The sequence below is a fragment of the Shewanella sp. MSW genome, from assembly GCF_007636515.1.
Lineage (GTDB): Bacteria > Pseudomonadota > Gammaproteobacteria > Enterobacterales > Shewanellaceae > Shewanella > Shewanella indica.
In genome coordinates, this window is record NZ_LVDR01000003.1 from 129,187 (window position 1) to 139,328 (window position 10,142).

At 51.9% G+C, this 10,142-nt stretch carries 10 protein-coding genes and 1 tRNA gene; 1 reads left to right on the top strand and 10 read right to left on the bottom strand.

What is annotated here, in order from left to right; all coding sequences use genetic code 11:
* The 8 genes from hflK to AYI96_RS03820 all read right to left on the bottom strand — a co-directional run bounded on the left by hflK (position 1) and on the right by AYI96_RS03820 (position 8,972).
* Positions 1-1,140: an FtsH protease activity modulator HflK gene (gene hflK / locus AYI96_RS03785; RefSeq protein WP_144361031.1), complete on the bottom strand. Its 1,140-nt coding sequence runs from the start codon at positions 1,138-1,140 to the stop codon at positions 1-3.
* 35 nt (positions 1,141-1,175) lie between these two features.
* On the bottom strand, positions 1,176-2,483 hold the full coding sequence (gene hflX / locus AYI96_RS03790) for a ribosome rescue GTPase HflX (protein ID WP_039035514.1): 1,308 nt from the start codon (positions 2,481-2,483) through the stop codon (positions 1,176-1,178).
* Positions 2,484-2,503: 20 nt separating this feature from the next.
* Positions 2,504-2,779 carry an RNA chaperone Hfq gene (gene hfq / locus AYI96_RS03795; RefSeq protein WP_039035513.1) on the bottom strand — a complete coding sequence of 92 codons (276 nt, stop codon included), beginning with the start codon at positions 2,777-2,779 and terminating at the stop codon, positions 2,504-2,506.
* An 86-nt stretch (positions 2,780-2,865) separates the two neighbouring features.
* Positions 2,866-3,792 (bottom strand): tRNA (adenosine(37)-N6)-dimethylallyltransferase MiaA, encoded by a 927-nt coding sequence (gene miaA / locus AYI96_RS03800; protein WP_144361032.1) that lies wholly within the window; start codon positions 3,790-3,792, stop codon positions 2,866-2,868.
* Positions 3,785-5,647 carry a DNA mismatch repair endonuclease MutL gene (gene mutL, locus AYI96_RS03805; protein WP_039035511.1) on the bottom strand — a complete coding sequence of 621 codons (1,863 nt, stop codon included), beginning with the start codon at positions 5,645-5,647 and terminating at the stop codon, positions 3,785-3,787. Before mutL ends, miaA begins: the two co-directional genes overlap by 8 nt.
* A gap of 7 nt (positions 5,648-5,654) precedes the next feature.
* The gene (locus tag AYI96_RS03810) at positions 5,655-6,980 is read right to left on the bottom strand and encodes an N-acetylmuramoyl-L-alanine amidase (protein WP_144361033.1); all 1,326 of its coding nucleotides are present in this window, start codon (positions 6,978-6,980) and stop codon (positions 5,655-5,657) included.
* Positions 6,967-7,449, bottom strand: a complete 483-nt coding sequence (gene tsaE, locus AYI96_RS03815; protein WP_039035509.1) for a tRNA (adenosine(37)-N6)-threonylcarbamoyltransferase complex ATPase subunit type 1 TsaE — start codon at positions 7,447-7,449, stop codon at positions 6,967-6,969. The genes AYI96_RS03810 and tsaE overlap by 14 nt, the downstream gene beginning before the upstream one ends.
* A 38-nt stretch (positions 7,450-7,487) precedes the next feature.
* On the bottom strand, positions 7,488-8,972 hold the full coding sequence (locus AYI96_RS03820) for a bifunctional ADP-dependent NAD(P)H-hydrate dehydratase/NAD(P)H-hydrate epimerase (protein ID WP_039035508.1): 1,485 nt from the start codon (positions 8,970-8,972) through the stop codon (positions 7,488-7,490).
* Between the two features lie 112 nt (positions 8,973-9,084).
* Between AYI96_RS03820 and AYI96_RS20235 the strand changes: the two genes are divergently transcribed.
* Positions 9,085-9,261 carry a hypothetical protein gene (locus AYI96_RS20235; RefSeq protein ID WP_162206746.1) on the top strand — a complete coding sequence of 59 codons (177 nt, stop codon included), beginning with the start codon at positions 9,085-9,087 and terminating at the stop codon, positions 9,259-9,261.
* A gap of 133 nt (positions 9,262-9,394) precedes the next feature.
* Here AYI96_RS20235 and AYI96_RS03825 read toward each other — a convergent pair whose 3' ends face one another.
* Both AYI96_RS03825 and AYI96_RS03830 read right to left on the bottom strand, forming a co-directional pair.
* Positions 9,395-9,850, bottom strand: a complete 456-nt coding sequence (locus AYI96_RS03825) for a hypothetical protein (protein WP_039035507.1) — start codon at positions 9,848-9,850, stop codon at positions 9,395-9,397.
* Positions 9,851-10,048: 198 nt separating this feature from the next.
* Positions 10,049-10,124, bottom strand: a tRNA-Gly gene (locus AYI96_RS03830).
* Positions 10,125-10,142 lie beyond the last annotated feature (18 nt).

Below are 10,142 nucleotides of genomic sequence, written 5' to 3' on the forward strand. Positions count from 1 at the left end.
TTACTCCCTCCCCTGACGGATACGCTCTTCGCGGGTCATACGTCCGTTGAAGCTGCTGTTATTGGTGTTTCTTTGGCTGCTGACGGAATCCACATGCTGCTCGGGTTCCTGCTCCGCTTTAGGTTTAGGCTTGTTGTCCTGAGACATCAGCTTATCCAGCGGCAGATACATCAGGTTGCCGTTATTTTTGGCATCTATCAGTACCTTGTTGGTATCGCTGAATACCTGCTGCATTGCATCGATATAGAGACGATCTCGAGTCACCTCAGGGGCCAGCTTATACTCAGGCAGCAGCTTGTTGAACTTGGCTACAGCACCTTCTGCATCCTGAACAACACGCTCTTTATAAGCGCGGGCATCCTGACTGATACGTTCTACCTGACCACGGGCCTTGGGTTCGATTTCCAGCTGATAAGCTTCGGCCTGACGGATATAGGTGTGCTCATCTTCCTGTGCTGAAATCGCATCATCAAAGGCATCTTTTACTTCTTCCGGCGGTCTGGCCGGCAGGAAGTTAACGTCTTCAATCTGCAATCCCAGATTGTAAGGTGCAATGATACGTTCAATCTCTGCGCGGGTGTCGTCACGTACCTTGGCACGCCCGGTTGTCAAAATATCATTCATCTTTGAATGACCTATGACATAACGCAGCGCACTGTCAGTGGCTTCACGCAGGCTCGAGTTAGCATCAACGGCACTGAACAGATACTGGTAGGCATCTTTCACCTTGTACTGCACATCAAGCTCGACCACGACCATATTTTCATCGGCTGTCAGCATGCTGCCGGACGCCGGAATAGAGCGCACAGATGCGACATCTACCGGTAAAACCGTATCGATAAAGGTGGCTTTCCAGTGTAGGCCAGGACCAACTTCGCCGACATGTTCACCGAAACGCAGCACAACGCCCTGCTCCGCTTCTTTGATAGTGTAGAAACCGGAAAAACCCCATACCGCCAGGGCAATACCTGCAACTATGGCCAGAGTCCCAATGCTGAAGCCTGAACCACCGTTACCCTTGCCGCCAAAGCGTTTGGCCAAATTGCGAAATACATCGTCCAGATCTGGTGGCCCTTTGTCATTGCCACCTTTGTTTCCCCAAGGATCATTACCCTTGTTACCGGGCTCGTTCCAAGCCATTTAACTCTCCATAAGTGGATGAATAAACGAGATTATTAACAAACTACTTTATCAATCTCGGGTTCGAGGATAAAGGTTTCCAACTCACCTTGACTCTGCTTAACCAGCCGGTGCCAGTCCGGCTGTGGTAAACGAACAGACAAGATACAGTTCCCCAGGTCGTCATACTCTTTCTGCTGTATCGCATCCAGTCGATAAAACTGGCCAAGATAATGCCCGGCTGTTGCCGGTATTCTCAAGCTAAGCTCAACTATGGTAGCAGCAGTCAGCTGATCCACCGCCTGCTTGAGAAGATCCAGTCCCAACCCTTGCTGCGCCGAGATCCATACTCTGTATGGTCGGCCTTCAGGATCGAAATCTATTTTGGGGCCTATCTCTTCCAACAGATCTATCTTGTTACAGACCAGAAGCTGTGGAATGTCATCGGCCTCAATCTCTTTAAGTACTTCTTGCACCTGCTCAAAGTTGTCATTCATATTGTCGTCAGCGCAATCCACCACATGCAGCAGGAGATCGGCCTGGCGGGTTTCCTGTAATGTCGCCTTAAACGCCGCTACCAGTTCATGGGGCAAATGACGAATAAACCCCACAGTATCGGCTAAAAAGACGGCGCCGTTGTCCAACTCCAGCTTACGCAGCGTCGGATCCAGGGTCGCAAACAACTGATCGGCGGCATACACCTCAGATGTTGTCAACGCATTGAATAATGTGGACTTACCTGCGTTGGTATAACCAACCAGTGACACAGTAGCCAGGTCGCTTCGCTTCCTGGCACGACGGCTTTGTTCCCGCTGTTTGTCCACTTTCTCCAAACGGCGATTGATGGACTTAATCCGCCCCCGCAGCAATCGCCGGTCAGTTTCCAGCTGGGTTTCCCCGGGGCCGCGCAAACCTATCCCGCCCTTTTGGCGTTCAAGGTGAGTCCAGCCCCGCACCAGGCGAGTCGACATGTGGCGCAACTGCGCTAGCTCCACCTGCAACTTGCCCTCATGGGTACGGGCCCGCTGAGCAAAGATATCGAGGATAAGCGTGGTTCTATCCAACACCCGGCATTGGCACAGAATTTCAAGATTTCTTTCCTGTGCAGGACTCAATGCGTGGTTGAAAATCACCACATTTGCCTCGGTCGCAGCTACCAAAGCTGCCAGTTCTTCCGCCTTTCCTGTCCCCAAGAAAAACTTGCGGTCAGGCGCCCGGCGGCTTCCTGTTATCACCCCTACCGAACGCGCCCCGGCCGACTCGACCAAGAGTTGCAATTCAACAAGGTCTTCCCGACTGTCTTCATCGGAAAAGTCGATATGAACAAGTACTGCAGTTTCTCCCGCCTCATAGCGATCAAACAAGAAGTGAACTCCTTAACTTATTACTGTTCGCTGCTATCATCATGCTGCGAGTTGTAGTTCTGCTGACCACCGCCCTGATGATTGCTCACATTAAATGGACGAGAAGGCACAACAGTTGAAATGGCATGCTTATATACCATCTGGCTAACCGTGTTTTTCAGCAAGATAACGAACTGGTCAAAAGATTCCACCTGTCCCTGCAACTTGATACCGTTGACCAGGTAGATAGAAACAGGAACGCGCTCACGGCGTAGTGCGTTCAGGAATGGGTCTTGTAAAGATTGCCCCTTAGCCATGTTTTTATTTCCTTTTTTTAATTTATATAGTACTAACAAAAAGCTTTCTTGTTCGGTTTGAGTATTATACAGCAAGGGCTATTAAGCTAGCGGCAGTAACGCATAAGCTGAACTAAATTCCCTTGCGCCCCACTCTCCAGCCAATTCAACTCCGGCCATCCTCGCAACCATGTTAATTGACGCTTTGCCAATTGCCTAGTAGCAGCGACGGCTTTTTCGACCATAGTATCATGGTCAAATTCACCCTCCAGATATTGCCAACACTGGCGATATCCAACACAGCGCATCGAGGGCATATCCAGGTGTAGATCGCCCCTTTGCTTCAGCTTGGCCACTTCATCGGTGAATCCAGCCTGCAGCATCTGCATAAATCTTGTCTCTATCAACCCATGCAGCGTTTTACGCTCCTGTGGCGCAATGGCAAACTGCACCACATCATAGGGAAGCTCAGGCGATTTAGCCTGAGTCAATTCGGTCAAACTCTTACCGCTGATACGATACACCTCCAGTGCGCGTCCAAGACGTTGTGGGTCATTGGGGTGAATGCGTGCGGCCGAAACCGGGTCAATCCGCGCCAATTTCTGATGCAGCACTTGCCAGCCCAGTTGCTCGGCTTCTTGCTGTATCTGGGCCCTTATCGCCTCATCGGCACTGGGAAGTGGCGATAAGCCTTGCAATAATGCTTTAAAATACAACATGGTACCACCCACCAAAAGCGGGGTTTTTCCCATATTGACGATCTGCTCAATTTCCTGCAGACAATCGCTGCGAAAATCAGCAGCTGAATAGCTTTCGCTGGGATCACGGATATCTATCAGCCTATGCGGCCCGCGAGCCAACTCTTCCACGCTGGGTTTGGCGGTACCTATATCCATTCCCCGATAGATAAGTGCCGAATCTACCGAGATGATCTCGCAGTTATGATGTTCGGCGAGTTCCAGCGCCAACGCTGTTTTTCCTGAGGCGGTCGGCCCCATCAATGTCAGCACTCTTGGCTGTTTCGCCTTACTCACTGCCTTCTTCTTCCAACCATTGCTGCCAAGGCAATACCTTAGCCAGCTGTAAAATTTCTTGCCGAGCTTGCTCGTCCAATGCAGAGATCCCCTGCCATATCAATGGTGCCGAAACAAAGCTACTCAAGCTGCTCTGTGCCAGCCAATTGGCCAAGGCCGCTTCCTGGGGCTGCTCGAATCTGAGCCATTGCAGCAGTTCAGGGATCAAGCTAGCCAGCTGCGTGTCCCTCAGATATGGGGGCACTTTTTTGATTATCAACTGTGAATGACGAATACTGAGATCCAGCCCCAATTGTCTCAGCAGAGTCTCCCTTTCCTCCAGCAATGCCGGCCATTCCGGATCGGCATCAACAGCGACCGGCATCAACAATGGCTGACCGGTCAATCCGGTAGGAAAGCGGGTGACAATCTCATTATATCTCAATCGCTTGGCAGCAGCTTTCACCTTTAGCAGTTTAAGCTGCGCATTCTCGACCAACACCCAGTGCTCGCCATCCAGCAGAGGCGGCATCACAGCCACATTTGCTTCAGGACTGGTTTCATTAACCACGCCAGGCGTCGCCAACAAGGCGCCATAACTACTGATGGCCGACCTGGAGGGGGCTGCAGCTCCCTGACGGGGACCGGCACCAGAATATGAACCCGGTGCCTTACCGCTTAAAGGAGCTCTATCGCCATATTGGCTTTGATATCCAGCGCTGCCGCCGCTTGACTCAGGCTCACGAAAACGCGGCTCGGCACGGCTGCCATCTATCATCCCACCTTGGTTGAAGCTTGTAGCAGCGGCGTCTGAACCCACATCAATGGGCGCAGCATAATCTGTCTGGCTTAAATGCGGATTAACGTCATCGACCGGCAGTTGCTGTGCTTGCTGCAGAGCAGAGCTCAAAGCCTGCAGGATATAATCGTGCACATATCTGGCCTGATGGAAACGCACCTCATGCTTAGCCGGGTGCACATTGACATCTACCTGATGGGGATCCAGCTCCAGCATCAACACATAACCGGGCTGTTCCAACTCGGCCAAACCAGCAAAGGCCTGCCTGACTGCATGGTTCACCAAACGGTCTCTGACCAAACGGCCATTGACATAAAAATAGTGAGTATCACAGGGCTCAACTTGCCAGGGTGACTGCAGGTAGCCACTGAGGCGCATGTCGTCATGCTGACATTCCACCCTCAACGCTTGCTCGGCAAAAGGACGACCACAGACCTGAGCCAACCTTTGCAGATATTGGGCTTCATTGTCCGCCGGACGATAGTTGCGCACCTGTTTGCCATTGTGTTTCAGCGTCAGGTGAATTTCCGGCCTAGCCAAAGCAATCCTTTTCAGCCACTCATCAATATGGGTGAACTCTGTCTTGTCACTCTTGAGGAAACGTCTGCGCGCCGGAGTATTGAAGAAGAGATCCACCACTTCAATACTGGTGCCCACGGGATGGGCCGCAGGCAGTATCTTGACCCCCATATCAGCACCTTCGGCATAGGCGAGCCAGGCCTCGGATTGTTCGGCCGTGCGGGATGTCAGGGTCAGGCGGGAAACCGAACTGATACTGGCCAGCGCCTCACCTCTAAAACCAAAGCTGAGAATGGCTTCAAGATCGTCCAGTGTATGCACCTTGGAAGTGGCATGACGGGACAGCGCCAGTGCCAGTTCATCCTTGGTGATACCAGCGCCGTTGTCCTGAATTCGAATAAGCTTGGCACCGCCCTTATCGATTTCAATATCGACCCGGGTTGCACCTGCATCCAGGCTGTTTTCCACCAGCTCCTTAACGACGGAGGCCGGCCTCTCTACCACTTCGCCCGCCGCAATCTGGTTAGCCAGTTGTGGGGGTAATATCTGAATTGCCATCTCTTCCTCAGGCTCTGGGGATAACCAGTTGCTGACCTATACGCACTACATCCGATTTCAAGTTATTGGCTTTCTTGATATCGGCCACCGACACCTCATAACGATTGGCGATTACCGACAGAGATTCGCCTCTAACAACCTTGTGTTTAATAGCGCCCTGCTTGGCCAGCATGGTTCCGGCCGGCGGATTGGCTTCAAAATACTTGAGTACACCTTTATGAATCGCCTTGGCCAGTTTGTCCTGATGGTTGGCATTACTGAGCAACCTCTCTTCTTGAGGGTTGGAGATAAAACCTGTTTCCACCAGAATGGACGGGATATCCGGCGATTTGAGCACCGCCAGACTCGCCGACTCGGGCTTGTGCTTGTGCAGTTTGGTCACCTTGCCCAAACCAGAAAGAATATCGCTGGCCACAGTGTGACTCATCGCCATGGATCTATCCATCGACATATCCAGCAAGGTCATCGCCAGATACTGTTCATTATCGGTATTTTGAATAATCTCACCGGCACCGCCGAGCAGCTCTGAATGTTTCTCTTTCTGCTCCAGCCAACGGCCGATCTCGGTATTGGCCCGCCGCATGGAGAGCACCCACACTGAGGCGCCTCTGGGCTGAGGTGAAGTAAAGGCATCGGCGTGGATAGAGATCAGCAAATCGGCCTTACTCTGACGCGCCAGTTCCGAGCGACGGTTCAGGTTAACAAAATAGTCGCCGGTACGGATCATCACGGCTTTAAGTCCGGGAGTCGCATTAATTTTCTTTTCCACTCGTTTGGCAATCGCCAATGACACCTTCTTCTCGTACAGACCGGAAGGCCCGATGGAACCTGGATCATCACCACCATGGCCGGCATCGATAGCGATAATCACATCCCGCACCGCTTCAGTGGCTGTCGGGGTCACCCTGGCTTTGGCCGAAGTGCTCTTGTCATCAAGGTCCACCACCAAACGATTGCCGTATGGTGCGGTTGGAGGCAGAGAGAACAGATTAGCCTTGGCAGCCCGTTTGAGATCTATGACTAGCCGCAGTGTGCCTTTCTCCGGCGGCTGGCTCAAACGCACCTTTTTGACCAAGGGGCTGTTGTTTTCAACTTTTTCCAGCTTGACGCCATTGCTGCTCTTTTTCAGATCCACCACAAGTCTGTCAGGGTTGCTCAGCGTGAAATAGCTATAGTCAGGCGCCTGACTTAAGTCAAAAACTACCCGAGTCGACTCGGGCGCCGCCCAAATACGCACTCCGTCGAGTTTATTGGCCGCCCAAGTCGGCGCCGCCATTACCCAACAGATAATAAAAAAAGTCAGTTTAAATAAGATGTTATTAGTCTTTACCATTGCTTGTTATTTTTCTTAATAGCACCTTACCCTTGTCGGAATCGGCTTGCAGAGAAATTTCGCGACCAGTATTAGCATATTTGATATGCAGATGTATATCGGCAGCGGGCAAGCATCCCATCCCCTGTTCCGGCCATTCAATAATGCAAAGGCTGCGCTCGTTGAAGTAATCCCGGATCCCCATAAACTCCAGTTCTTCGGGGTCGCTGAGTCGATAAAGGTCAAAATGATATACTTCGATTCCTTCAAGCTCATAAGGTTCCACGAGTGTATAGGTCGGACTCTTAACTGCACCTTGATGACCCAAGGCCTGAATTAAGCCACGACTGAAAGTCGTTTTGCCGGCACCAAGTTCTCCGGTCAGATAAATGGTCAACGGCGCACTAATCAAGGCCGCCAATTGCCGCCCTAAGGCGACAGTTTGAGTCTCATCTGCCAATTGCAGAGTCAAGCTGTGTTCGATAGTCATTTAAGTGTGGATCCACGCCTTACATTGGCCCGTTAAGCTTACAAGTCAGTGTTTACCAGATGGCGGATCCAGGGCATAAGATCGCTGGCAAGCATGCCTCTCTCCCCGTCACGGGCAGCAAGGTCGGCTGCGCCGCCGTGAACTATCACCCCTGCCACAGTCGCGCGGGTGTTGTCCAGTCCCTGAGCCATCAGCGCGCCGATTATACCAGATAACACGTCGCCGCACCCACCGCTGGCGAGCCCGGGATTCCCCACTGGGGCAACAAACAGCTGTTTACCATCATAAATGAGAGTACCCGCGCCCTTGAGCAGTACCACACCGCCATATTGAGCCTGCAGCTTTCTAACCGCTGCAAACCTGTCGGCTTCGATATCAGCAATATCCGTTGCCAGCAACCTGGCGGCTTCCCCCGGATGAGGAGTCAAAACCCGATTGTCCTGGGAGCGTTTCTCCTGGCTCAAGAGATTGAGTGCATCGGCATCCAGCACGCAGGGCTTATCGCTAAGACTGACCGCCTTGAACAGATTATATCCCCAGTCGGCGCGGCCAAGCCCAGGCCCCAACACCAGTACCTGTGCCCAGCCAAGGCGCAGATAAACCTCCATATCCACCAGTTCACAGCCCCAGAACATCAGTTCCGGCCTGTTGGCATTGACCGTAAGTTGATGCTCCGGCCGGCTCACCACAGTCACCAAACCGGCACCGGCCCTGAGACAGGCTTCACCCGCCAGCCTGACGGCCCCTCCCATACCATAATCGCCGCCTATGACAGTAACCTTGCCCGACTTGCCCTTGTGACTGTCCCTTGGGCGGGCATCGAAAAGCCCCTTGAGGTACTCAGTGCCGACTCTGACCACGTCCGAAGGCGGCAGATAATCACTTAGTCCCAAGTCAACAAAATGCAGCTCGCCGCAGCAGTGCCTGGCTCTGCCGGTCAGCAGCCCTTGCTTAAGGGCCGCAAAGCAGAGTGTCTGCTCGGCTTCGACTGCCGCCCCAAGAGCTGCGCCGGTATCTGCATCTATACCGGAAGGCAAATCCAGACTCAGCACCTTGGCCCTTGCCGTATTTATCTGGGCTATCATGCCGGCGGCTTCCGGCCGGACATCCCCCTTGAGACCGGTTCCCAACAAGCCGTCCACTATCCAATCATATTCGGCAGCGGTTACCTCTGATACCTGAGCCACCTCCGGCACGGATTGCTGCAACTTATTCCAGGCTTGCTCCCACTCAGTGCTGGGCTGACTGGCGGGAAAGATAAACAGACTGGCATTGAAACCCGAGTTCAATAACCAGCGCAAACAAACCAAGGCATCGGCGCCATTGTTTCCCTGCCCGGCAATGACCAGCACCCGGCTGCCTGGGGTCAATTTGACAGCCAATGCCTCAAAGGCGGCTTTCCCGGCCCGCTCAACCAACTCATAGAGACTGCCCTGCCCGGCCGCCACCCAGTCCAACTCGGCCTGGCGCACGGCCTTGGCGCTATACAGCTGACGGGGCATATCTGACAAATCCTGGGCCATATCGATTCTCCTATCTCCTGACTGACAGATACTGATGACTTGTTAACTCGAAAAAAACCACTCGTTCACTAAACTTATGCTGTGGCAAAGGATGCCGGAAGGAAGCACAGGAATGATGCTACTGACACTGCTTATTTTAATACTCTGCGTATTACTGCTGGGATTACCCTTTAACTGGGTATTTCCCTGGTTCTGGCTCCTGGCTCTCTGTGCCTTATTGGTCGCCGTCGGCATCTTTCGGGCGCTGACGCTACCGATAAAAAATCAGCATAAAGACTGTGATGATTGATAATCACACTAGCAGTAAAGTCAGTGAGTATTTATGACTTGAATCAGAACAAGTTGATAAAAATGAAAAAGCCCGGTCTGGGCCGGGCAGAACTAACGGCAGACCCAAGCAGATCCGCCAAGTCTGGGAGAAGTTAAATATCGTCCATACGTATAGTACTGTGCACCAGTCGTTGCTGCTGGATCTTCTCGACCCGCACCAAGTCTTCCAATGCCCCTTTCACCTCGGCCGAAGCCGACGAACCGGCAGTTTTTTCCAGTAAGGCAATCAAGCGGTTTTCCAGATCCAGATGCAGATTCAGCACATCATCTTCTGTCATATTGGCCGCCAGCATGGTATCGCGGCAACGCTTGCCGAAGTCCTCAAACACAATGTCTTTGTACCAGGTGTCGAGGATCTTGTTTGGCGCATCATCGATATAGTTTTCAAGAGTTTCAGCAATATGTTTCTGATGCTGTTCAAAATATTCTAGCATTAGTTTGACTCTGGATGAGTCGGCCTGAGTGTGTAATCTATGATAGAGCTGAGCCATATCAAGACGACATTTCGCTATAAATTCAAGGAGTTCACGTAACTGTTGAATACGCATCTGCCTATCTCCATTCTTCTGCCGTCAACGGCACAATTCAATTCGGTATGGAGACATTATGGAAGTAAAAAAGGTGGGAATATTTGAACAAGGTCATAAATCAGTGCTTACAAATGTCGCTACATTAGACAAAACGCAAGAAACCTGCGGCAGATCACGAAAAGCACTTTTTAAGGATTTTGAGGGGGAAATAAAGATTGGAGCGACATATCGGGTTCGAACCGATGACCTGTACCTTGGCAAGGTACCGCTCTACCAACTGAGCTAATGTCGCATCACTTATCTGCTTCAT

Excerpts from the sequence above, each read along its gene's own strand:
- AYI96_RS03810 (WP_144361033.1), bottom strand. The coding sequence starts at position 6,980 with ATGGTAAAGACTAATAACATCTTATTTAAACTGACTTTTTTTATTATC.
- AYI96_RS03820 (WP_039035508.1), bottom strand. The coding sequence starts at position 8,972 with ATGGCCCAGGATTTGTCAGATATGCCCCGTCAGCTGTATAGCGCCAAG.
- hflK (WP_144361031.1), bottom strand. The coding sequence starts at position 1,140 with ATGGCTTGGAACGAGCCCGGTAACAAGGGTAATGATCCTTGGGGAAAC.
- AYI96_RS20235 (WP_162206746.1), top strand. The coding sequence starts at position 9,085 with ATGATGCTACTGACACTGCTTATTTTAATACTCTGCGTATTACTGCTG.
- AYI96_RS03825 (WP_039035507.1), bottom strand. The coding sequence starts at position 9,850 with ATGCGTATTCAACAGTTACGTGAACTCCTTGAATTTATAGCGAAATGT.
- hfq (WP_039035513.1), bottom strand. The coding sequence starts at position 2,779 with ATGGCTAAGGGGCAATCTTTACAAGACCCATTCCTGAACGCACTACGC.
- mutL (WP_039035511.1), bottom strand. The coding sequence starts at position 5,647 with ATGGCAATTCAGATATTACCCCCACAACTGGCTAACCAGATTGCGGCG.
- tsaE (WP_039035509.1), bottom strand. The coding sequence starts at position 7,449 with ATGACTATCGAACACAGCTTGACTCTGCAATTGGCAGATGAGACTCAA.